The 24,930-nt window shown below is 39.1% G+C and carries 13 protein-coding genes; 12 read left to right on the top strand and 1 reads right to left on the bottom strand.

Annotated features, from left to right (window positions below; all coding sequences use genetic code 11):
* On the bottom strand, positions 1-2,826 hold the full coding sequence (locus tag CHB68_RS02050; RefSeq protein WP_245838751.1) for a glycosyl hydrolase: 2,826 nt from the start codon (positions 2,824-2,826) through the stop codon (positions 1-3).
* 107 nt (positions 2,827-2,933) lie between these two features.
* Here CHB68_RS02050 and CHB68_RS02045 point away from each other — a divergent pair, with 107 nt between their 5' ends.
* The 12 genes from CHB68_RS02045 (at position 2,934) to CHB68_RS01990 (ending at position 24,925) form a co-directional block, all read left to right on the top strand.
* The gene (locus CHB68_RS02045) at positions 2,934-5,357 is read left to right on the top strand and encodes a glycoside hydrolase family 31 protein (RefSeq protein WP_089259067.1); all 2,424 of its coding nucleotides are present in this window, start codon (positions 2,934-2,936) and stop codon (positions 5,355-5,357) included.
* 256 nt (positions 5,358-5,613) lie between these two features.
* The gene (locus CHB68_RS02040; protein ID WP_089259065.1) at positions 5,614-8,727 is read left to right on the top strand and encodes a SusC/RagA family TonB-linked outer membrane protein; all 3,114 of its coding nucleotides are present in this window, start codon (positions 5,614-5,616) and stop codon (positions 8,725-8,727) included.
* Between the two features lie 32 nt (positions 8,728-8,759).
* A complete protein-coding gene (locus CHB68_RS02035; protein WP_089259063.1) occupies positions 8,760-10,703 on the top strand; it encodes a RagB/SusD family nutrient uptake outer membrane protein in 1,944 nt (647 codons plus the stop codon).
* A 244-nt stretch (positions 10,704-10,947) separates the two neighbouring features.
* A complete protein-coding gene (locus CHB68_RS02030) occupies positions 10,948-13,932 on the top strand; it encodes a SusC/RagA family TonB-linked outer membrane protein (protein WP_089259061.1) in 2,985 nt (994 codons plus the stop codon).
* A 32-nt stretch (positions 13,933-13,964) separates the two neighbouring features.
* Positions 13,965-15,542 carry a RagB/SusD family nutrient uptake outer membrane protein gene (locus CHB68_RS02025; RefSeq protein ID WP_218822473.1) on the top strand — a complete coding sequence of 526 codons (1,578 nt, stop codon included), beginning with the start codon at positions 13,965-13,967 and terminating at the stop codon, positions 15,540-15,542.
* 95 nt (positions 15,543-15,637) lie between these two features.
* On the top strand, positions 15,638-16,897 hold the full coding sequence (locus CHB68_RS02020; protein ID WP_089259057.1) for a TolB family protein: 1,260 nt from the start codon (positions 15,638-15,640) through the stop codon (positions 16,895-16,897).
* A gap of 12 nt (positions 16,898-16,909) precedes the next feature.
* Positions 16,910-18,187 carry a DUF4861 domain-containing protein gene (locus CHB68_RS02015; RefSeq protein WP_089259055.1) on the top strand — a complete coding sequence of 426 codons (1,278 nt, stop codon included), beginning with the start codon at positions 16,910-16,912 and terminating at the stop codon, positions 18,185-18,187.
* Between the two features lie 19 nt (positions 18,188-18,206).
* On the top strand, positions 18,207-19,562 hold the full coding sequence (locus CHB68_RS02010) for a glycoside hydrolase family 88/105 protein (RefSeq protein ID WP_089259053.1): 1,356 nt from the start codon (positions 18,207-18,209) through the stop codon (positions 19,560-19,562).
* Between the two features lie 3 nt (positions 19,563-19,565).
* Positions 19,566-20,921, top strand: coding sequence for a sulfatase-like hydrolase/transferase (locus CHB68_RS02005; protein ID WP_089259051.1), 1,356 nt, complete (start codon positions 19,566-19,568; stop codon positions 20,919-20,921).
* Between the two features lie 4 nt (positions 20,922-20,925).
* Positions 20,926-21,240: an L-rhamnose mutarotase gene (gene rhaM / locus CHB68_RS02000; RefSeq protein ID WP_089259049.1), complete on the top strand. Its 315-nt coding sequence runs from the start codon at positions 20,926-20,928 to the stop codon at positions 21,238-21,240.
* 37 nt (positions 21,241-21,277) lie between these two features.
* Entirely contained in the window at positions 21,278-22,759 is a 1,482-nt protein-coding gene (locus tag CHB68_RS01995; protein ID WP_089259047.1) for a glycoside hydrolase family 28 protein, read from the top strand.
* A gap of 21 nt (positions 22,760-22,780) precedes the next feature.
* Positions 22,781-24,925, top strand: coding sequence for a hypothetical protein (locus CHB68_RS01990; protein ID WP_089259045.1), 2,145 nt, complete (start codon positions 22,781-22,783; stop codon positions 24,923-24,925).
* Positions 24,926-24,930: the final 5 nt, after the last annotated feature.

Below are 24,930 nucleotides of genomic sequence, written 5' to 3'. Positions count from 1 at the left end.
TTAGTTTTTGATTAATGGTATTAAGGAAACCTCTCCTAGTAATCCTGATGGTGTAGGGCTCCAAATTGTGGCATCAAATTTTTGATAATCCTTATTCACCATATTAATTTCCTTGAAAATCTTCCATTCTTCTCCCCGTAGTTCTTTAGCTCTGATTCTGTTTGCGGGCAAGTTGGTAACTTCTACTCGTAATGTGTTTTTTCCCGATTTTAAATTCGATAACTCCAACTCAAAAGGATTTGCCCAAAGCGTACCTACATACACGTCATTGAGCCAAATTTTAGCACTTTCTCGAACTTCGTTAAAGCGTAACTTCCAATTTTCTATAGTAGCATCAGGATTTTCAAATGTAGTTTCATATCGTGCCGTTCCTGAAAAATAAGAAGCATCCCCCCCTAATTCCGTCCAAGAGTTCAACTCATTTAAAGTTGCTGATTCTGGTAATGAGGGACCGCCTTTTATAAAATCAATCTTCCATTCACCATTTAATACATGCGATGTTTCTGATTCTTTTAAATACACCCATGATTCCTTGCTAGATGATTGGGCGGTTTTTAAAAAGAGTGAACCGCCAGAAGGAATATGTAACTTCACTAAGGTTATACCATTCTGAATTTCGCTTTTTCCCACGCCTACTTTTTGAGACAATGGGTCATAAAGAATTACCTTTTCAGCTTCTGTTTGTATAGGAAATGTTCCGCTTATAGCATTTGCCGTATGGTTCACCAAATAGTAGATTTTTTCCCCATTGATGTCTCTGCGGATAAATTTGAGTCCGGTTTCAACAATCGTTTCTGGATACAGTCCATTATCACGTAAGGCCTTACCAATTGACTTTTCAGGATGCAACACTAATTTGTTCTCAGTCTTTAACTGTGACAAGGTGTGATTCTTTTCCTGGTAATCAGCAAAGCCAGGCACGGACTCCGGTAGCCCTTGAAAGATTATTTGAGCTCCCTGTTTTTTAAGTTCTACTAGCTTCTTGAATGTAGCCAATGGCATTTTATCGGCATCTGGCACCACCAAGCTTTTATAGGCAACACCTTGGGTTTGCAATGAACCATTTTCATAGGATAGGTCTTCAATAAATCGGTCAGATATAAAGTCGGTCGCATACCCTTGTTGTGCTAATTCGGTTGCAAGACCGTAAAACTTGGTGCCGTGCAGCCATTCATCCAACGAGTGGATTTTAAACTGAAAAAAGCGTTGACCCTTTAAATAATCGTCCCATACATCATGAATAGGCCAATAGAGTAATATTTCATTGTCCGGCTTACCTGATTGCAACAGTTTCTGGCAATTTTCAATATAGGAGAACAATGCCGGGGCATCTTCCCAAATGGTATTGTTTTCATTAAAATTTACCGACGCATAAAACTTCCAACCTGGCCAAACCGCCCTTTTTGGCGAGTAGGTAGAACCATGTAAAAATATGTGGTTAACACCGTTCAGCAACAAATCTTCAGCTTCTGGTTTAGTTTGCGATAACGAGGTTTTAAAATGGTCGCGTAACCATGTAAATGTCTCTGATGACACCAAAGGTTTACCTGCAATGTGCGCGGCAGAAGAAGAAAATTTCAGCATTACCGGATCGGCATCACCTTCCCTAATATCTTCTTTTTCCCTTCTAAACCCAGAAATATCATAGGGCATGGAACCAAATGTTTCACATTCAGGAATATCCGCTGCGGCATAAAAATCGATTAGATTACCTGGCGAACCATGCGCTTGTAATCTAGATGTATACCCATGTTGGTTTGCCCATTCCGTCCAAGGTTCATCAAATTCGGTCAATAACAAATCTGACAAGGTTTCACGATAGTCACTCTTAATTCTATTCGCCATTTCAGTATCAGAGGTAGCGAATAATTCTTGCAAATGCGGTTTTAAATCATATCCTCTAAGCCGCTCAAATTGTTCGAAAAAATCAGGGGTGAAATCTGTTCCGTAAACCTCATAACTATCATTAAAAATAGCCCGCAACCCTTTGCCATTGTTTTTAAGTGCCGCATTAAATCGGGTTACATATTGTTCAAATGCCTTGTTGGAATAATGGTCTACCGTATATCCTTCTCCGCCTGGCGCAGCACGTTTTACCTTTTGCCCTGTTTTACCGGTAAAGACGGTATACAACGTATAATCGGTTTTTTTGGCTTTCCATTTTAAACTATTGTTTTGTAGGTTAGATGTTAAATCAACCACACTACCATCTTTGCCAAAAGCCATAACGGCGGCTATTTTGGCACCAAGGGTATCCTTCACATTTTGCGGAGTTAGATTTCCCGTAAAGCGTTGCCCTTTCAATAGTTGAACACTATCTACAACCAATCGTGTTGCTGCATGCTCCAAATCTATTTGCGGTCCGCCATAGGGCCAACCCGTTCCCAGATTCATATCTACCTGCATGCCTAAACTATCGGCTGTTTTAATGGTAAAATCCAACAGCGCCAACCACTGTTCAGATAAAAAGGGAACGTTATTGGCATCTTCCCCTTCTACCCCATAAATTGGCGTAATTTCTACACCACCCAAACCTACTTTAGAAAACGAGATTAAAGAGGCCTTAATGTTTTGTTCATCAATTGCACTACCCATCCACCACCAGCGGGTCCATGGTTTTGTAGTGTTTGCAGGTATTTCACTGTCAATGTTTTCAGTAAACACAAGACTTTCCTGTGCATTAGGGCCGTTTTTATGCTGATTTTGTGCATGTAAAACTGCAGTTGCACACAACAACAAACAGCAACAATTACTAACACTTTTCTTAATTCTTTTAAGCGAAAATTCCATAGCCCCTAAAATAACATCATTCACAAACATGACCATCCTGTGCTATGCTGAAAATACAAAATCAAATTACTGACAGCATAGTACAGGATACAATCAATATTTTCTACCTGTAACTTACCCCCATCACACTGTAACTTTTGAATATGAAATTTTTACGTTTATCTCTTATTTTTTGCATTTTCACCTTTAGTTTTTGCGCCACTGCACAAACTTTTTTAGGCAACTTTGAAGAAATACAATCTGAAACCGGTAATGAAATAACACTAAGGACTAGTAATGGTCAAGTAAAAATTGAATTTATTTCAACCGATGCGGCGCGCATTAGAACTTCTTGGAACGGGGAATTTGCAGAGAACGAACCTTGGATGGTAGTCCGCTATGATTGGCCTCAAGTAAATTATAACAAGAAAGAAAACGATCAAGAACTCGAATTTTCAACGGATAAAATTAAATTAAAAATTGGCAAGAAACCTTTTGCGATTTCCATATTAGACCGGAACGGAAAAGTGCTTTTAGAAGAACATAAAAACAAACATAACAGTAGCTCATATACTTCTAGTGAACATACCGGAACAACTTTTAAACTACAACCAGACGAACACTTTTTTGGTTTTGGAGAACGCATGGATTTTCTTGACCGACGCGGTAAAAAACTACGTTTGAATGTAGGTAGAGGTCAAGGGCTACCGCACATTATTGGGGCATATAATCCGCTTGAAGCAAACTACTCACCAGTACCTTTTTTCATGAGTACTGCAGGCTATGGGTTATTCTTGCATAACGCTCACCCAACCAATTGGGATATGGGGCATAGCTCAAATGATACCTTTTCTTTCAATGCCGAAGGAGGTGAATTGGATTATTACGTAATGTATGGTCCTGATTTTTCAACCTTGCTTGACACCTATACCAACATTACCGGAAAATCTCCTCTGTTACCTAAATTCGCCCTGGGACTACATGTTGGCACCTATAGCGGAGGCACATGGGGACATGAAGCGGAAACCTCAACACAATATGTAATTGATCTTGCCAAAAAATTCAGGACATTAGGTATTCCTTTAGATGTGCTGCACTTAGATTCCACTTGGAGGTTCTTTGGCGAAAATGGTGGCAAGGGCGCTACTACTTTTGAATGGCGGGAAACCTTCAAAAATCCTAAGGCCATGTTCGATAGTTTATATGCGTTGAACTTAAATGCGGTAGGACTTCATTTACGCCCACGTTTTGACAATGGAAAAACCTATAGATTGCTGGATAAGGCACGAAAAGGTGGCTATGTATATCCCGAAGAAAATGGAGAAGGTGAGTTTGTCAATTTCTTTGATAAAAAATCAGTGGATTGGTGGTGGAAAGAAGGGGTGAAAAATGTGGCCGACCAAGGTGCCATGTTCTTAAAAACAGATGAAGGCAGTGCTTTTGGACATAAAGCGAATGAAAGTGATAAAGTTGGTCCGCAAGGAGAAGAGATAAAGTCGTTACATAACCTTTTTCCGTTGGCCTACGCTAAAGCACCATTTGAGAAATTTCAAGAGTATAATAAAATTCGTGGAATGAACCACACCCGAGAAGGGTATGCCGGTATACAACGCTACCCCTTTATTTTTGCGGGAGATTGGCCAAGCGAATGGCAATATTTTGAACCTGTAATCAAGGCCGGATTAAACATTGGGTTATCCGGTGTGGGTAATTGGGCGCACTGTATGGGAGGATTTGAACACGTTGCCGACCCCGAATTATACATTCGCTGGACCCAATTTGGATTATTGAGTCCGATCGCGCATTTATTTGGCATGGAGCATCCAAATTATAAAGAGCCTTGGAATTACGGCGAAGAAGCTACTCGAATATTCAAATTCTATGATGAATTTAGATACCAATTAATTCCGTACTTATACAGCACGGCATACCAAAACCACAATACAGGAAAACCATTAATGCGTGCCTTGGTATTGGACAATCAAGATGATGCCAATACATATGAAATTACAGACCAGTATCTATTGGGTGAAAGTATGATGGTATGCCCTGTAGTTGATAAAGGCGCAAAAACCAGAGTTGTTTATCTACCAGAAGGCGAATGGACAAATTATTGGACCAAAGAAGTGTTTCAAGGAAAACAACATATTAGTGTTCTTTGCCCATTGGACCAAATTCCGATTTTCATAAAGGGAGGAGCGATAATACCGATGCAAAAATCTCAAAACTATATAGGTGAAAATGAGATTACCAATATTGACCTACACCTATACCCTAAAGGAAAAAGTGCTTTTACATTATATGCAGATGATGGTAAATCATTAAATTATACAAGTGGCGAATTTGCGACTACAATTATAGAGACTGAAGAATCTGAAGAATACGTACATATTAAAATTCAACAACCAAAAGGTTCCTATGTTTCCAGTATTGCCACCTATACTTTAACAATACATCTATCCAAAAAACCATCAAGTATTGCCATTAACAATAATAGCATGAATATTTCTCAATTGAATTATACCAATGGTGTTTTACAGATAGAGGTTTCCGCCCATGAACTTCAAGATGTTAAAATTGTAAAATAGTACCCTGTTATTGAGCAGTAGTTTTTACAGTTTCCATTAATTCAAATACCTCAATTTATAAGCATAGGCATAAGATTATAAGGTTGCTTTTAACAGAATATTTTACAGCTATTTTACGAATATGATAAAACATATTTGTATAAATTTTCATTTTAACAATTTTCTCAGGTAAGTACAGGATAGTACATATTTCTTTAATATATAATTTCATGATTCCATATTGTACAATCGATTACACAAAATAACTTAACAATCTATGAAAAACTTAAATCGACTTAATTTCAAAAAAACATTGTTCTTATGTTTTTTCTTGATTTCGCTGGGTATTAGTGCCCAGGAAAAAACCATATCGGGCGTAATTACCGATAATTCCGGTATTCCTCTACCGGGTGTAAATATTGTTATAAAAGGTACCAATACAGGTACCAGTGCAAATTTTGACGGAGAATATTCCATTGACGCATCGGCAGGCCAAACATTGGTGTTCAGCTCTATTGGGTATAAGCCCTTGGAACTTTTAATAGGTGCAAATTCCACCTATGACATTTCTATGGAAGAAGATAGTGCCCTTTTGGACGAAGTTGTCGTCGTAGGGTATGGTACCACTAAAAAATCAGATGTTACGGGATCAATAGTTAGTGTATCCTCTGAAGATATCAACTCAAGGCCCGTAAACAATGCCATTGAGGCTATGCAAGGAAAGGCCGCAGGTGTTGATATTTCATCCAATGAACGACCAGGTAGTATAGGAAGTATTACCATTAGGGGACAACGATCGCTTTCTGCGTCTAACGCCCCTCTTTATGTATTGGACGGTATTCCGCTTATATCCGGTGGAATAGATAATATAAATCCTACGGATATTGAATCTATCGATATTTTAAAGGATGCATCCGCAACGGCCATTTATGGTTCACGTGGTGCAAACGGTGTTGTAATCGTAACTACCAAAAGAGGAAAATCAGGGCGGTTTACCTTAAGCTATAATACGGCAATAACGACCCAGACCCTGAACGAAGCAGCACCACAGTTTAACGCAGGTGAATTTGTGGAATATAGAAGATGGGCCAAATATTATGAAAACCCTGACACTTTCCCTAGAGGCGACCAACCCACTATTGCAAATGACGAGGCCATTTTTTCTGGTGATGATACGGCATTCAACAACATTCTAAGAGGTTGGGAAGGTGGCACCTGGGACGGTACCAAATTAATCACGACCGATTTTACCGATTTTGTAACCCAAACAGGGTTTACAAATCAACATACCCTAAGTGCCAGTGGTGGTTCTGAAAAAATGAAGGCGTACGGTTCGTTTGGGTATATCAATAACACCGGTAGTGTAGTGGGCCAAAGTTACGAGCGTTACAATGCCAACGTTAGCGTTGAGTTGACACCTACGGAGTGGTTTACATTTGGAGGAAATATCAATACCTCCTACAGTACTCAGGAATATGGACAATCCACTTCAGGTAACGTAGGTGTTTCGGCCCAAAGTGGACTTTACCAAAGTGCAAGGTCTATTTTTCAATATACGCTCCCTTATGATAGTGAAGGCAATAGAATTGAATTCCCAGGCGGGGACATTGCGGTAAAGACCATTATTAACGAGGTGGATTATTCACAGGACCAACGGGTAACCCTAAGGGCTTTTGCAAGCTTTTACGCCCAGTTAGATTTTGGGGCATTTGGTTCTGCCTGGGAAGGACTAAAATTCAGGACAAACTTTGGTCCGGATATAGAAACCTATAGAAATGGCAGCTATTTAGATGGTCAATCGGTCATAAGAACTGGTTCCAGTTATGCCGCTTTACGTAAGAGACAACGATTATCCTATACCTTGGACAACCTTTTGCTCTATAACAGGACATTTGGAAAACATGACCTTGGTGCAACACTTTTACAAAGTCAGACCCAATTCATTGAAGAGTCCAATTTTATGGCAGCGGACAATATCCCCTTTGCGAGTCAAAAATGGAACGCTCTTAGTGCCGATAACGTTGCACTCTCAAGTTATGATTCTGATTTAACCGAAAGGCAATTGCTTTCATATATGGCCCGTTTAAACTATGGTTTCGATAATAAATATTTACTGACCGTATCTGGAAGGTATGACGGTGCTTCTCAGTTGGCCGAAGGAAACAAAGGTGCTTTCTTCCCAAGTGCTGCCTTAGGTTGGAGTATAGATCAGGAAAATTTTCTTGCCGACTCTAACTGGATCGATCAGCTAAAACTTAGGGCAGGTGTAGGTGTTACGGGTAATGCCGCTATAGACGCATACTCCACAAAAGGAGGACTACTTCCCCTATTCTATCCTGTAGGATCAACAGCTGTTTCTGGCGTACAATTAGATGAAACACTTGCCAATCAAGAACTGGGCTGGGAAAAAACCACACAATACAATTATGGGTTGGATTTTTCCTTTTTTACAGGCAGAGTATCCGGAAGCATGGATTACTATACCTCCAATACTACGGACCTATTGCTTAGAAAATCAATTCCATCAATTACTGGGTATATCAATACATTTGCCAATGTTGGGGAAACAAAAAGCAACGGTATAGATTTGACCCTGAATACGGTAAACGTTAGAACAGAGGATTTTCAATGGTCTACGGATATCAGTGCATCTTGGCAAGAAAATGAAATTGTTGAGCTGGCCAATGGCAAGGAAGACGACATCAACAACAATTGGTTCATTGGGGAATCATTGGGCGTAATCTATGGTTATGCATCCAATGGTATATGGCAGGAATCAGATGCTGCGGAAATTGCATTGTTCAATGCTAACGGACATACCTTTTCACCTGGTAATGCCCGTCCGGTAGATCAAAATGGCGATTATGTAATTGATGCGAACAATGATAGGGTAATCATAGGCAATACTATTCCAAAATATATTTTAGGCCTTACAAATACCTTTAAATATAAGGACCTAGAGCTTTCGTTCTTCCTATTTGGACGTTTTGGTTATACCTATAACACTGGCGGTGAAGGTTTGGTAGGTAGATATAATTCTAGAAAAGTAGATTATTACACGCCTAACAATACAGATTCTGAATATCAGAAACCCATCTATTCTGCAGGTTTCGGGGACACTTATTTTGGCACGTTAGGTTATAGAAGCGGTTCTTTTATTAAGGTAAGAAACGTATCCTTAGGATATAATTTACCACAAAAAATTACGAGTGATATTGGACTATCCAAACTACGTTTTTATGTACAGGCCCAAAATCCCGGTTTTATTTTCTCAAAAGTTGATTGGATCGATCTAGATGTTACAAGACCGGCCAATAACTCTCAAGGATACTCCCTTGGTAACTCTGCATCCAATAGAGGTTTCACCGTAGGAATGAACGTAGAATTTTAAAAAATCAGCTTGACTAATAAAATAAACAACACATGAAAAATTATAAAAAACACATTGTTAACATATGTACCGCATTACTGCTAGTAGGGTACCTTAGTTCTTGTAGTGACGATTTTTTGGAAGAAGAACTGACCACACAGCGAAGCAACGAATTTTTTGAAACGGAAGAAGGTATTCTTTCCTTGGCGACAGGGGCAACTTATAAGGTTTTGGCATCGACATTTCCTTCAGAACAGCAATTTGCCACCACCAATTATGGAACCGACGAGTTTCATGTTGGCGGGGATGACACCAATAGTCCGTGGAACAATTATGACAGCAGGTTCAACTCTGTAGTCATCACCACACGTACACAAGCTGAGGAGCCATGGGATAACTTTTATGCTGGTATAGCCATGACCAACCAATTGATCGAGTCTATAAACGCCATAGACTCAGATAATCCAGCAGTCAAGAAAACGGCATTGGGCGAGGCACATTTCCTAAGAGCCTATAATTATTTAAAATTAGTAAGACAGTATGGCGGGGTACCATTAAAGTTAACCGTAAGTACCACAGTGGAACTTGAATTTACCAGGGCATCTGCAGAAGAAGTACTAGCACAGGTAATAGAGGATTTCACTAAGGCGTATGAACTACTGGACAATGCCGTCGTTTTTCCGGCACAGATCAGTAAGGATGCCGCAGCACATTATTTGGCAAAGGCTTATTTGACCAGAGCAAGCGAAATCAACGATTCTTGGAACGGAGAAACAAAAACGGCAGATCTACAGGCTGTTGTAAGATTGTCCGATGAAGTAATCGCCAACCATCCGTTAGCTGCCAATTATCAAGAATTATGGGACTATACGGAACCGGACGGTCCCAATGAGTTTTTACCTGAACTAATACTTTCCGCACAGTTTAGTAGGGATAGGTCATTGGCAACTTCTAATTTTAGCACCGTTCCGTTTACCGCAAGGTATGATGATCTACCCATGATGAAAAGAGATTTAACAGGTATGAGGCCCTATAGTCGACTGGCCGCCACCTATTTTACGTATGATGTTTTTGATCATGTCAACGATTCGCGGTTCTGGAAAACCTTTAGAACCAAACACAGGGTAAACAGAGGTGGTGTTTTTGATGGCGTGGAGTATACCGCAGGGGAGGACTTGGGAATTATGTATATTATAAATACACCAGATGATGACCGTTTTGACCTTACGATAAACAACAATAATCCAGACATACTATACAATGGCAAGACCATACCCCATGTATATGTTGCCTATGCGGAAGATGGTGTTGGTTTATTGCCAAACCCTAGATTTCCTTCTTTATCCAAGCATTTTGATTCATCAAGAAGTTCCATAAATGATAACAGGGGCTTACGTGATGAGATTTTAGCCAGATCGGCAGAAACCTATCTAATGGCCGCAGAGGCAAAAATAAGAATGGGCGCTTATGGTGAAGGTCTGGATTATATCAATGCCGTAAGAAATAGGGGCGCTTATAAAAATGGTGAGGACAGGGCATTTTATACCGATGGTGCCGAGGCTTACCCAACATCCGAATTCAGCCAACCGGTAGAGGATAATTCATACATAAAGGAAAATTCATACTATGAATCCAACAATATTCCTGTAACTACGGATGCCACTGACCTTACCATTACGGACATCAATAATTTACCAGCGGAAGATGAAGCAATTTTCAACAAATTAGGTATTAGTGGTGAATATGACCGTATGTTGAACCTAGTATTAAATGAACGTACAAGGGAACTTTGTGGGGAATGGCACCGATGGGAAGATTTGAGCAGAACATTGACCTTGGTTGAAAGAACTATTGCGTTTAACCCTGAAGCTGCACCAAATATTAAGGACCATCATGTATTAAGACCTATACCCCAGACATTCTTGGACGGTATATATACCGAAGGTAGAACCTTGACAGCAGATGAAAAACAAGCCATGCAAAATCCGGGTTATTAGAAAAAATTTGAGTTGTTTGAGTTAGTTTTAGTAAGGAAGCACTGTTCTATGAACAGTGCTTTTTTTGTGGTTTTTTTTAAATATTTCCTAATAATTACTGGCAAGATGTATGATTTTCAGAATATAATTTAAATAAAATGGGCAAACTGGTAAATTCTCAGGCAAGTACAGGATGCCAACCCTAATTGTAATCAATAATTTAGAACACCAGAAATGCAATCGATTACAAAATCAACCTTTAATTATGAAACAAAAAGAGAACACTCAACTTTTTAAAAAACTATTACTATTCGCCTTTATGGTATTGACGGTAACGGTTTCTGCCCAAGAACAACTATTGAGCGGCACAGTTACCGATACCAACGGCCAAACAGTCCCAGGCGTAAATGTGGTGGAAAAAGGAACCTCAAATGGTACCAGTACAGATTTTGATGGGAAATATTCAATAACTACAACTACGGAGAATGCGGTTTTGGTATTTTCCTATATAGGATTTCAAACCTTGGAGGAACAGGTAGATGGCAGAAATAATATTGATGTAGTTATTAGCGAAGACACCCAACAATTAGATGAAATCGTAGTCATAGGATACGGTAGCCAAAAAAGAAAGGATGTTACCGGTGCCGTAGCTTCGTTAAAAGCAGAAAGCTTTGTTCAGGCCCTGCCAGTTGCACCAGAACAATTATTACAAGGAAAGATTGCAGGTGTTAACATTGTACAGAGCAGTGGACAGCCAGGCGCTTCGTCTACGGTAAGAATACGTGGTACAAGTTCAATATCCGCAGGTAATGAACCTTTATATGTTATTGATGGGGTACCGCTACAATTTGGAAGCGCCAATAATAGCGTTAGGACAGTAACCTCAGGATCTTCTCCGCTATCCGAAGAAGCTATAAATCCATTAAGCTTGATCAACCCGGCGGACATTGCCAGTATAGATGTATTAAAGGATGCCTCTGCAACAGCCATTTATGGATCGCGTGGTGCCAATGGTGTTATCGTTATTACTACTAAAAACAAGGGACAATACGGAGAATTTTTACAGTACGATTCTTATACGGGAATAGCCTATGTACCTGAATTATTGCCATTTTTAAATGCAGATGAGTATAGAGCATACGCAAATAGTAATGACCTACCCTTTTCAGATGAAGGCGTAAATACAAATTGGCAAAAAGAAGTATTTAGATCTGCAGTTACACAAAATCACAATTTATCCTTTGCCGGTGGGTCAAGGACTACCAATTTTACAGCTTCATTAGGATACAATAATCAAGAAGGAACACTACTTTCTTCCGGCCTTAAAAAATACACGGCACGTATTAACGGTAACCATACTACGTTAGATGACAGACTTAACATTGGGGTAAATTTAACCTATGCCAAATTAGACGAAACCAGGGCCGCAGTAAACTCAAATATAGCAGATGAAGGTGGCAACTTACTTAAAGATGCACTACGTTGGGCACCAACACTACCGGTATATAACGAAGATGGTAGTTTCTATCAAATAGGAGCGCTACGTATTAATCCTGTTTCATGGACACAAGTAAGTGATGAAAGTGACAGTTCATTGCTCTTGGGCAACATGAATGCAGCATTCACAATTCTTGAGGGACTCAAAATTTCAACCAATTTAGGATACTCAAATGAAGATGTTAGTAGGTTTACGAATATTCCTTCTACACATCCCGCAGGTGAAGGCCAAGGAGGTACGGCATCGATAAGCAAATACACCAATCGAAATATTTTGGCCGAGACCAATCTTACGTTTGACAAGCAAATATCCGATGACAGTTATTTAAGTTTATTGGCAGGGTATTCTTTTCAAAGGTTCGAAACACAGAACACATTTACATCAGCAAATAACTTTGTATCCGATGCTACTGAATGGAACTTAATACAATCAGGAACAATTCAATCGAATACGTCTTATAAAGATGCTAATCGTCTTTCTTCCTATTATGGTAGATTAAATTATAAATTAAAAGACCGTTACCTTTTAACCTTTACGTTAAGGCGTGATGGGTCTAGTAGATTTGGTGATAATAACAAATGGGGAACATTTCCTTCAGGTGCTCTTGCTTGGAATGTTACCGATGAAGATTTTATGCAAAACTCTAAGGTCAGTAATTTAAAACTTAGGGTAGGTTATGGTATAACGGGTAACCAAGAAATACCGAATAACCTTTATAGGGAACAATTATCAATAGCAGGGTCTGCCATATATGTTTTTGGCGGTCAGGCCATACCTAGTGTTTTGCCCACTAATTTTCAAAACCAGGATTTAAAATGGGAACAGACCAGCCAAATGAATTTTGGGGCGGACTTTGGTTTTTTTGACCAACGTCTATATGGTTCTGTTGATTATTACATCAAAAACACCGATGATTTACTATTGCAATTTTCAACTGCCGCACCTTCCGTGGTCAATACACAATGGGCCAACGTAGGTGAAGTTGAGAACAAAGGGTTGGAAATTAATGTTACCGGAGATATCATAACCAATGATAACTTTAGCTGGACATCCAACGTCAATTTTTCAACCAACAAGAATGAGGTTCTAAGTTTGTCCAATGATAATTTTCAAAGAGATGAAATAAGAACTTCAAGTGGATCCGGGGTGGTTGGTAACAATGCACTTACACAAATAATTAAACCCGGCCTACCGTTAAATACATTTTATGGAAGGCAATTTACAGGATATGATGCAGATGGTCTAGAAACCTATTTAGATGTAGATGGGGAAGATGGCGCAGACGAAGTCGTAATTGGGGATGCAAACCCAGATTGGACCTATGGATTCAATAATACGTTCAAATATAAAAACATTGATGTCTCCATTAATTTTAGGGGTGTTGTTGGAAATGATATTTATAACAATACGGCAGCTGAATTCTCTTATGTAAGTCAAACCCCAGGTGTAAACGTTCTTCGCTCAGCATTGGACACAGGTTCTAGCAGGGCACAGACCGCCCAATATTCATCTCAATGGATAGAAGATGGTAGTTATTTACGCTTAGATAATTTAACGGTAGGTTACAATTTTAATACAGATAACGTAGGCTTTATTAAAAAGGCAAAGATCTATTTATCCGGACGTAATTTATTTGTCATCACCGGTTATACAGGTTTTGACCCAGAAGTAAGAACAAGATCTATTGGTATAGATTATTTGGTATACCCAAGACCAAGAATATTTCAGATTGGAACGAGTATAACTTTTTAAGGATGGTCTATAAAAACATTAATAAAAAAATCATGAAAAAATCAACAAACTTTTATCGATTCATACAACTGACAGTTATGGGTATGCTTATCATAGGAACATCAGGTTGTAGTCTAGAAGAAGATGTATATTCCATTTATACGCCAGAAACATTTTATTCGAACGAATCTCAAGTTCTTTCATCGCTTTCGGGTGTATATAGAAACTTTGCCGCCACAACAGGTATGGGCGTAGAATATAGATGTCTGGAATTACCTGCTGATCAGGTAGTCGTACATGAAAAAATACAAGGCTGGTGGGGCGGTGCTAATTTTAGCGAATTAATGGAACATAAATGGCAAGAAGATCACGCATATGTAGCGGGTACTTGGGATTCCTATTTTAAGACCGTAGGCCAAACAAATGCCTTAATAGCATCCTTGGAAGGTTCTGCTTTGTCTCCTGAAGAAATTGCGGGTCCCATTGCTGAACTTAGAGCTTTAAGGGCCTATGCCTATTTCTTCTTGATGGATTTATTTGGTAATGTTCCCATCTTTACCTTACCAAAAGTTGATGCATTGAACTTGCCCGAGCAAAACACAAGGGCAGAAGTTTTTGATTTTGTAACCTCAGAGTTTATAGCGGCCGCTGAGGACCTACCTGCCAAAGCAGAAGCAGGTGATGCTTATTTTGGACGATTTACCAAAGAAGCTGCCCAAGCTATGCTGGCGACAATTTATTTAAATGCAGAGGTATATACGGGAACTGCCCAAAATGATAAAGCTATCGAATATGCAGATTTGGTAATCAACTCAAACGCCTACAGATTGTTACCAGAATATTTTGACAACTTTACATTTGATAATAGCAATAACGATGAATTTATTTTTGGTGCTGTGTACTCACCAGATATTGCCGGTGGAATTGGTCATCCTTTGGTACAAAAAGTGCTGCCAGGTATTCAAGGTGGGCTGTTCGGCTTACCGTATACACCTCAAAATGGGTTTGGCACTAGACCATCGGTACTCGCTCTTTATGAAGACGAAGATGTTAGAAAAGACATGTTTATAGGTTATGGTGATTTGGTAGACCCTACCACAGGAGAGGTTGTAATGGTTGAGCGAGTTGTGCCAGATAACAATTCTACATTATATGTTCCAGGTAAATCTACTGAGGGACCTGTTCCTTACAATATTATACCTGCAACCGGAATTAGATTACAACCTATGAACGCAGGAATTAAGTGGATTAAATGGGGCTTGGACCCAAATACTAATGGAGGTAATGCAGGCAATGATATTGCCTTTATAAGATATGCCGATATATTATTGATCAAAGCGGAGGCATTGGCAAGAAGCAATGATTTTGCCGCCGCCTTACCACTCGTAAACGAAATTCGTGAGCGTAGTAATGCTGAACCTTTAGATGCGGTTACCCTAGACGACATATTGGATGAAAGAGGTAGGGAGCTTGCATTTGAAATGTCCAGAAGAAGGGATTTGATCAGATTTGGAAAATTTGGAGATGCGTGGGAATTTAAAGAAGTATCAGAGCCGTTTAGAACCATTTATCCTATTCCAAAAACCGCATTGGAATCGAACAATAAACTAGGACAAAACCCTGGTTATTAAAGAGCAACTAATGACTTTGTTGCAGTTAGTTTTAAAAGGCCCTGTTTTACAGTTGCAGGGTCTTTTTTTCAATTTAAAATTTTATCTTGAATAGTATGAAAAAGTCCATTGACCAAATTCTAATACTTATTTTTAGCCTTATATTTTTTCAAAATATCCAAGCACAGAATATTGATGGTAAAGATTATACCCACCTTGCCAACGTGTACAATACATTTGATATAGCAGGTGATGATATATTCGGGCAACGTTTCCTTTCTGAAAACTATACCTTTAAAGATAAAGTTACAGGGGTTACCGTAAATGCACTTACTACTTCAAGACATGGTAATTCAAAAATGTACCAAACACATCCGCAATGGACTGCAGATGGAAAGTATATTGTTTTCACTTCTAATAGAACTTCAAAAAAAGATAACTACGACAGTCAATATTATGCTATCTCTACCAATGATTTTACCATTACACAGATTACCACGGGTAAAAACGGTAGGGACTTTCATCTAGGATGGCACAAAAATGTTGCCTATCAATTTAAAGGAAACAATCTAATTGAAATAGATATTGAACAACTATTGAAAGATAGTGAAACCGGTAATGTCAAGAGTTCAGAGGATTATGAAACACTTTTGGCGACCGTACCAAAAAATATTAAACCTTCTGGCTTAGGTCTGGACGCTAGTGAAAAAGCAGCTTACTTTTCCTCCAAAATCAATGAATCGTTATACGCCATATATAAAGTAGATTTCATAACTGGAAAAACGGTAAAGTTAAAAGAGGTTCCTTTTTGGGTGGGGCACTTACAAGCCAATCCCTTTGTAGAAGGGGAACTTATGTATTGCTGGGAAACCAGAGGTGATTCTCCACAACGAATGTGGTATCTTTCTATAGATAAAAATGGTAAGGTAACGAACAGACCGCTTTATGAGGAACGTGAAAATGACTGGGTCACCCACGAGGTTTTTATGGGTCCGGATAAAGTACTTTTTCATTTAATGGGACATTTAGACCGGTTACAAGAAAACCAAACGGGCATCTATTCATTGAACTTAAGAACCAACGAGTTGAAATTTCATGGGCAAACCGGTGATGGTGGTTATTGGCATTGTAATGCCACACCAGATGGAAAATGGATTGCTGGTGATACGTTTGATGGTAAATTATATCGAATTAATGCAGATAACCCAAAAGATACGACCTTGTTAACTACGGGTCATCGTTTATTAAGCAAAAGTCCATTTTCTAGCGAGGCTCATATGCATCAATCTATAAGTCCTGATGGAAAATGGATACTTTTCAATTCAAGTCTATTGACCAAAAACGATATTATGATCGTGCCTGTACATCCTAAGTAAAACCATTTATTTATGAAAAAAACAATTTACAGTCTAGTCTTGTCCAGTTTTCTATTTGGCTCTTCTTGTACAAGTCCCCAAGTAAAAAACCAAGAAATACAACTTACCAACAGCTCTAAAATTAAATTGGTAGATAAACCTATCTCCATTAAAAGAACACAGTTAACGGTAATTGATAGTACGGCAATACATCCTATTGTCATATCCGGAACAGACACCATTGCTTCGCAAGTCAATGCTACGGATAACGATACAGCATGGGACGAGTTATTTTTTGTGATGGACTTTGCCCCAGAAGAAACAAAGACCATTACAATTGCATGGTCCAAACAATTGCCAAAATACCCCCAACGAACAAGTGCCAGGTTTGGCAAGCGTGCATCCAAAGATGCTCCTGTAAAACCTAAAACGCGTGAAACCATGTTGGCCAATGAATTACCATTGAGCATTGGTTACCAACAGTATCAAACGGACGGACCATCATGGGAAAATGACAAAGTAGGCTTTAGGCATTATTTGGATGGAAGAAATGCGAAAGACCTTTTTGGTAAAAAGACCACTGCAATTTCCCCGGAAAATGTTGGCATCTCTGCAGACGGTGCAGTTGAAGACAATTACCATACCATGGAAGACTGGGGCAGGGATATTTTGGCCGTAGGCAATTCATTGGGCCTAGGCGGATTTGGTCTTATAAAGGACAGCACCTTAATGAGACTAGGGGTTACCGTAAACGACACGGTGAACAATGTTGAAGAAACCAAATTCAAAATTCTACATGAAGGTCCGGTAAATACCACATTACAGTATAAGTATACAAATTGGAATACTGCCAACGGAAATTATGATGTTAAGGAAACCACTTCTATTTGGCCAGGTATGTATGGCTATCAAAACACGGTAACGATAAACGGTCTTACAGGTGATGAAAATTTAGTGGTTGGACTGGTAAATATTCATAATGATATGCCTTTGGAGGTTATAAAGAATAATAGTAAATATGTAATCCTATTGACCCATGATAAACAATCTTACGATAAGGAATGGTGGCTAGGCATGGCCATAATACTTCCTAAAGAAAAGTATTTGGGCTATATGGAGGCTCCAAAAACCGGTAATTTATCGAACTCTTATCTGGCCATATTGGATATTAAGGACAATGAACCGGTAAAATACTTTGCTATAGCCGGTTGGGAGCTAAGTGATGAAAAATTTGTAGATAGAAATGAGTTCATCAACTATGTTCTAGATATGACAGACCAACTGTCTGTCAACATTAAAATCACACTTTAACCAAAACAACTTGATCAACATGAAAAATATTCGTTCAACCTTTAAAATTACCCTCATATTTAGTTTCCTATGCTTGAACATAATTCTGGCACAAGAACCAGCCAATGATGTAACGACACCGTTGCATCTTCTACAACCAGATTATCCTACACCATATGGCGTAAAATCCATTGATGAAATTGTGGCAACACTAGATCGTGTATATAACTATCTTGAAACTGAGACTGCTGCTAAATTAATTGATGCAACGACCAAAAAGGAAATAACCGATTTTAAAAAACTAAACCAGAATAGCATTTTTGAACCAGGAGCCTTTAGGTTGACCAGTTATGAATGGGGCGTTACCTATGCAGGCATGACTCAAATTACGGAAGTAACGGGAGACCCTAAATATGCCGACTACACCAATAAAAGACTGAAATTAATTGCTGACATAGCTCCATTTTACTTGGAAAAATATAAGAAGGATAAAGATTATCCTTCGCCAATAGTACAATCATTGCAGCCTCATGCATTAGATGATGCGGGTGCCATTTGTGCCGCTATGATAAAGGCAAAGAGAGCAGGTCTAAATGCAGAATTACAACCATTAATAGATAATTTCATTGACTATATCAGTAATAAACAATTTCGTTTTCCAGATGGTACTTTGGCAAGGAACAGACCCCAGGCAAATACCCTATGGTTGGACGATCTGTTTATGAGCGTACCAGCTTTGGCACAGATGGGAAAATTGACAGGTGATAACAAATATTATGATGATGCCGTAAAGCAGGTTCGCCAATTTTCCAAAAGAATGTTCAATGAGGAAAAAGGATTGTATATGCATGGTTGGGTAGAGGCTATGGACTACCACCCAGAATACAGATGGGCACGAGCCAATGGTTGGGCCGTAATGACACTAGTAGAATTATTGGATGTGTTACCAAAGGAACATGAAGGCTATCAAGATGTCTTAGAGCAATTACAGGCGCATATCAAAGGGTTGGTTCAGTACCAAGATGGTACCGGTTTCTGGCATCAATTAATTGACCGTAACGATAGCTATCTGGAAACCTCGGCAACGGCCATATATACATATTCAATAGCCAAGGCAATCAATAACGGCTATATAGATAAAATGGCCTTTTCACCGGTAGTAATCTTAGGATGGAATGCGGTTGCCACCAAGGTCAATGAAAAAGGTCAGGTAGAAGGTACTTGCGTGGGAACCGGTATGGGCTTTGACCCTGCGTTTTATTATCATAGACCGATAAATGTATTCGCCGCCCATGGTTACGGACCGGTATTGCTTGCGGGTTCAGAAGTTATCAAGCTTATAAAAGCAAATACATTTGAAATTAACGATAGTTCCTTACAGCTAAAAGTAGAGTAATTTATGTGTCGATATATCCTGTTGCTAACCCTAACCCTCTTTCTGAGTTGTAATGACGAAAAAAAGGAAGTAGTTAAAGCTACTACTCCCAACATTTTGGTCATTATAGCAGATGACGCAGGTTGGAATGATGTGGGATATAATGGCTCAGAAATATTTACGCCAAATATTGATGTACTTGCAAAAGAAGGAATTCAATTAAATCGTTTTTACGTGAGCCCTACCTGTTCACCATCTAGGGCAAGTTTTTTAACGGGTCGCCCAGCTAGTCGAATAGGTATTGTAGCGCCAATAAGCAATAGAAGCGAAATAAGCCTACCGGACAGCATTGTTACCCTACCCCAACAACTAAAAAAGTATCAATACCAAACCGCATTATTCGGAAAATGGCATTTAGGATTAAAACCCTCTAGTGGACCAAAAAAATATGGTTTTGATTATTCCTACGGATTTCTACATGGGCAAATAGACCAGTATTCCCATGAATATAAAAACGGAGATCCAAGTTGGCATAAAAACGGAACTTTTATTTCTGAAAATGGCCATGCTACTGACTTAATTGGGACAGAAGCCATCAATTGGCTTACTAAGCACAGAGATACGACCAAAAGTTTTTATGTACAATTGGCCTATAGTGCTCCACATTTTCCGCTACAAGAAACCGAAGCATGGAAAAAACCTTATGTTCATTCTATTAAAAATTCATCAAGAAGGGATTTTGCCGCGGCCATGTCTCATATGGACAATAATATTGGCAAAGTCCTGAACAAACTTGATGATTTAGGACTAACGGAAAATACCATTATTCTATTTATGAGCGATAATGGGGCAATGGAAAATTGGTTTCCAAGCAATCAATATGAGGGTAGACATGCCGCAAATGACGTTTTAGGCAGCAATACACCCTTAAAAGATTGGAAGACTTCCAATTATGAAGGAGCTATTAGGGTACCCGCAGTACTATATTGGAAAGGCAAGTTAAATCCCGGCATATCCAATAATTATATTTCTGCCATAGATATGATGCCAACTATACTAGACTTGGCAGGTATTGATGAAATACCGGCTTTAGTGGAAGGAAGAAATATTTGGCCCACCCTTACTGGCAAAGACACTTTAAACTCTTCTATTTATGTGCGTGGTCATCTACAGGAAAGTATTATAGAAAAACCTTGGAAGCTGATCAGAACAAGACATTTAACTTCCGATACCGAATACGAGCTATACAATATTGAATTAGATCCAGAAGAAACCAATAATGTAGTAAAGGAACAGGAAGCCCTATTTTCCAGTTTAAAAGTAAGCCTAGAGGACCAGTTTAAATTAGACGACCAAAATGTTAACCTAGATATTCAATAATGCCATGAAAAGAAATGCATTCACCATGAAACTCATAAAAGGCAATGAGCAAGAATATAAAAAAAGACATGATGAAATTTGGCCTGAGCTTTCAAAACTTCTTTCAGAGACGGGAATTTCGGAGTACTCAATTTTTTTAGATGAGGCAACCTCTACCCTATTTGCATTTCAAAAGTTAAGTGACGATTTTGACGAAGCTTTGCTACCCAAGCATCCCATTGTCAAAAAATGGTGGGCGTACATGGGGGATATTATGGAGACCAATGCCGATAACTCTCCACTATCAAAAAATTTAACCGAAGTTTTTTATATGGATTAAGACCAGTCAATTAATTACCGATAGCCAAAACAAAGTCATGAAAATACATTCAATTCTACTATATATAACACTATTGGGGCTCACATTCTCTTGCAAAGAAAAGAATGCTGAAGTAAAGGATAACCAAAATTCCCAAAATTCAGCGCCTTCATGGGTCTCTAAAGTTGGTGCTTCACCCTTAACATTAAATTCAAAAGCATATTCCGTAAATGCATATGGCGCGGTAAATGATGGCAGTGAGTTGACCACCGAAGCCATTCAAAAAGCAATTGATGAATGTGCAAAAAATGGTGGCGGAACAGTATTTTTTGAACCTGGCATTTATTTGAGCGGGTCTATTTTTATTAAGGAAGGGGTTCATTTTAGAATAGATAAAGGAGTGGAAATTAGAGGCAGTCAAAACATTGCCGATTACGAGGAAATAGATACCCGTATAGCGGGCGTAGAAATGAAATGGCCAGCAGCATTAATAAATGTTCGTAATGAAAACAATGTATTGATAGATGGTGATGGCTTGGTAAATGGCGAAGGTAAAGTCTTCTGGGACTATTATTGGGACCTTCGAAAGAACGACTATGAGCCTAGAGGTTTGCGCTGGATCGTAGATTATGATGCCAAAAGGCCACGAACTTTTTTAATATCCAATGCTAAAAACGTATTCCTAAAAAACCTCAACATTCAAAAAGCAGGTTTTTGGACCGTTCAGGTATTGTATTCGGAACATATTACCGTAGATGGCCTAACCATACGAAATAATATTGGTGGCCATGGGCCAAGTACAGATGGTATTGACATAGATTCCTCTAGATATATCTTGGTGCAGAATTGTGATATTGATTGTAACGATGATAATTTTTGCCTAAAAGCAGGTCGTGATTGGGACGGTTTAAGGGTAAACAGACCTACGGAATATGTGGTGATTCGTGATTGTATTGCCAGGGCAGGTTCAGGTTTGGTGACTTTGGGCAGTGAAACATCGGGGAGTATTCGACATGTTTATGCATCCAACATAAAGGGCTTGGGAACCAAAAACGGACTCAACATAAAATCGGCCACTACCCGTGGTGGAACGGTAGAGGATATTTATCTTGAAAATATACAGATGGATAGTGTACGTACATTTATGGAAGTTTCCATGAATTGGAATCCAACCTACAGTTATTCCAAATTACCGGAAGAATTTGACCCTGAAGAAATTCCCGTTCATTGGAAAAAGATGCTCAATAAAGTTGAACCGGAATCAAAAGGCATTCCTCACTTTAAAAATATTACCCTAAGAAACATTCAAGTTAAAGGAGCTAAAAAAGCAATTAACGTAAAAGGTTTGGAAAGTTCAACGGTTGAACAAATAACATTGGACAATGTGCATATAGAGGCAGAAACGGCTGGTAATATCCAATATAGTAAAAACTGGAGCTTGACCAATGTAAGTCTACATACCGAGGACGGCTTACCGTTAACCATAGAGAATTCACCAGGGGTTATTTTCCCCGCATCTACGTATTCTTCCAATAAATAAACGCATTAAAAACTGTAGAAAATGAAAAATTTCCTTTTTATAGCATTTCTGATTGTTACATTACAATGGCCCCAAAAGAGTTTCTGTCAAGATAAAATAGACCGACCTGCATTGGTGACAAGACATAATGTGAACATACAATCCATAGATACCTTAGGTTCGTTAAACGTAGGTAACGGAAAGTTTTCTTTTACCGTAGACGCTACCGGACTTCAAAGTTTTCCCGAACATTATCAAAATGGAGTTCCCTTAGGAACCCAATCGGAATGGGGCTGGCATACCTCGCCCAATGAAGGTGGTTTTAAATTTGAAGAAGCATTAAAGGCCTATGATTTTAATGGCAACCCAAATGCCCTATATGCCATTCAAGACCGTGAAAATGAACGAAACAATGCCGCATCGGATTATTTTAGGTCCAATCCGCATCGCCTACAATTAGGGAATGTAGGGTTGATCATTATAAAGAAAGATGGTTCAGAGGCGCTCCCTGCCGATTTAAAAAATATTGACCAAACGCTCAATCTTTGGACAGGCCAAATAGAAAGTAATTTTGAGGTTGAAGGTTCACCCATAAAAGTGCTTACCTATGCAGATGCTGAAACGGATGCTATTTCGGTAAAAATTGAATCTCCCCTCATAGCACAACAAAGAATTCGGTTAAAACTCAGATTCCCTTACCCTACAGGTGAGTTTTCAGATAAGGGCACTAATTATACAACGCATAAAAAACATACTACCACAGTTGAAAACAAACCGGGCAACGAATTTCTTTTTTCCCGTACGTTGGATAGTGACCGGTATTTCGTTTCGGCAAAACTATCCAACAAAAGCAGTATTACTAAAATGGAGGACCACTATTATAGTATCACACCGTCCACCTCAACTGCTTTAGAAGCTACCGTAACATTCAGTGAAATTGAGCCAAAACAGCCTTTACAAAATTTCACTACGGTAGGGGCTAACAGCAGCAACATGTGGAAAGATTTTTGGTTGTCCGGTGGTGCGGTAGATTTTTCCGAATGTACCGATGAGCGAGCATTTGAACTTGAGCGCAGGGTGGTACTTTCGCAATACCTAACGCGGTCGCAATGTGCCGGTAACTATCCCGTTCAGGAAACCGGACTAACCTATAATAGTTGGTTTGGAAAACCTCATATGGAAATGTATTGGTGGCATACCGCCCATTATCCACTTTGGGGACGTACCGGTTATTTGGAACAAAGTATCGGCTGGTATTTTACAGCTTTTGAAGGCGCAAAAAAATTGGCACAACGCCAAGGATATGAAGGAGTACGATGGCAAAAAATGACCGATAATGAAGGTGGCGAAACGTCATCAAATGTGGGCTCTTTCCTTATATGGCAACAGCCACATGTCATTTACCTTGCCGAACTCATCTATAGGGACAACCCTACGGAAGAAAATTTAAAAAAATATCAAAAGCTCATTTTTGAGACCGCAGATTTCATGGCATCCTATGCTAATTATGACCCTGAAAATGACAGGTACATCTTGGGTAAAGGAGTCATACCCGCACAAGAATGTTTTGACAAATTGGAAACTTACAATCCGCCATTAGAACTTTCATATTGGAAATGGGCCTTGGAACGAGCACAGGAATGGAAAAAAAGATTGGGAATGGAAACTAGTCCAAAATGGCAAAAAGTCATCGATAAAATATCGCCAATGGCACAACAAGACGGTGTATATTTAGCGGCGGAGAGTGTACCTAATTCATACTCCCCAACAAGCAAACATACCATTGATCACCCGGCCGTTTTAGGGGCCATGAGTTTTCTTCCACAGAACGATTATGTGGATATCCCCACAATGAACCGTACTTTTGATATGGTGGACAAAGTTTGGAATTGGGACCATACCTGGGGGTGGGATTTTCCACTTGAAGCCATGACCGCCACCAGATTAAACAGGCCAGAAGATGCAATAAAAGCACTTTTAAGAGACGAGATTACAAATACCTATTTGCCTAGCGGCCATAATTACCAAACTCCTAGATTAACACTTTACTTACCCGGAAATGGAGGTTATCTTGCAGCTGTGGCCATGATGTGTGCCGGTTTTGACGGAAACACAATTAACAACCCTGGTTTTCCAAAAGATGGCACTTGGAACGTGAAATGGGAAGGATTAACAAAAATGCCTTAATAAAC

This window comes from Maribacter sedimenticola (assembly GCF_900188415.1).
GTDB lineage: Bacteria > Bacteroidota > Bacteroidia > Flavobacteriales > Flavobacteriaceae > Maribacter > Maribacter sedimenticola.
This window is presented reverse-complemented; position numbering and strand designations above follow the sequence as displayed.

Excerpts from the sequence above, each read along its gene's own strand:
- CHB68_RS02050 (WP_245838751.1), bottom strand. The coding sequence starts at position 2,826 with ATGGTCATGTTTGTGAATGATGTTATTTTAGGGGCTATGGAATTTTCG.
- CHB68_RS02045 (WP_089259067.1), top strand. The coding sequence starts at position 2,934 with ATGAAATTTTTACGTTTATCTCTTATTTTTTGCATTTTCACCTTTAGT.
- CHB68_RS02040 (WP_089259065.1), top strand. The coding sequence starts at position 5,614 with ATGAAAAACTTAAATCGACTTAATTTCAAAAAAACATTGTTCTTATGT.
- CHB68_RS02035 (WP_089259063.1), top strand. The coding sequence starts at position 8,760 with ATGAAAAATTATAAAAAACACATTGTTAACATATGTACCGCATTACTG.
- CHB68_RS02030 (WP_089259061.1), top strand. The coding sequence starts at position 10,948 with ATGAAACAAAAAGAGAACACTCAACTTTTTAAAAAACTATTACTATTC.
- CHB68_RS02025 (WP_218822473.1), top strand. The coding sequence starts at position 13,965 with ATGAAAAAATCAACAAACTTTTATCGATTCATACAACTGACAGTTATG.
- CHB68_RS02020 (WP_089259057.1), top strand. The coding sequence starts at position 15,638 with ATGAAAAAGTCCATTGACCAAATTCTAATACTTATTTTTAGCCTTATA.
- CHB68_RS02015 (WP_089259055.1), top strand. The coding sequence starts at position 16,910 with ATGAAAAAAACAATTTACAGTCTAGTCTTGTCCAGTTTTCTATTTGGC.
- CHB68_RS02010 (WP_089259053.1), top strand. The coding sequence starts at position 18,207 with ATGAAAAATATTCGTTCAACCTTTAAAATTACCCTCATATTTAGTTTC.
- CHB68_RS02005 (WP_089259051.1), top strand. The coding sequence starts at position 19,566 with ATGTGTCGATATATCCTGTTGCTAACCCTAACCCTCTTTCTGAGTTGT.
- rhaM (WP_089259049.1), top strand. The coding sequence starts at position 20,926 with ATGAAAAGAAATGCATTCACCATGAAACTCATAAAAGGCAATGAGCAA.
- CHB68_RS01995 (WP_089259047.1), top strand. The coding sequence starts at position 21,278 with ATGAAAATACATTCAATTCTACTATATATAACACTATTGGGGCTCACA.
- CHB68_RS01990 (WP_089259045.1), top strand. The coding sequence starts at position 22,781 with ATGAAAAATTTCCTTTTTATAGCATTTCTGATTGTTACATTACAATGG.